Source organism: Vallitalea sediminicola, assembly GCF_054408565.1.
The window spans coordinates 1-230 of sequence record NZ_BTPT01000396.1 but is presented as its reverse complement, the minus strand read 5'-3'; the positions used below and the strand labels follow the sequence as shown (position 1 = coordinate 230).

The window sequence follows — 230 nt, the reverse complement described above, 5'->3', positions numbered from 1 at the left end:
CATCATACATTGTTAAAATTAATATTTTTGTTTCAGGAAATCTTTCAGAAATTTTGCTAGTAGCAATTAAGCCAGACTCACCAGGTGGCATACTTAAATCCATAATTAATACATCCGGCTTGTATTCCATCACTTTCTGATACGCTTCTACTCCATCAGCTGCCGTAGCTACAACTTCCATATCTTCTTGAAAGTTTAATATCATAGAAAAACCTGTTCTTACTACTGCA

1 pseudogene is annotated in these 230 nt (G+C 34.3%); it reads right to left on the bottom strand.

Features of this window, described 5'->3' with window-relative positions:
- Positions 1-230, bottom strand: a pseudogene (gene nreC / locus ACX6CF_RS27170) (nitrate respiration regulation response regulator NreC); the annotation flags it as partial.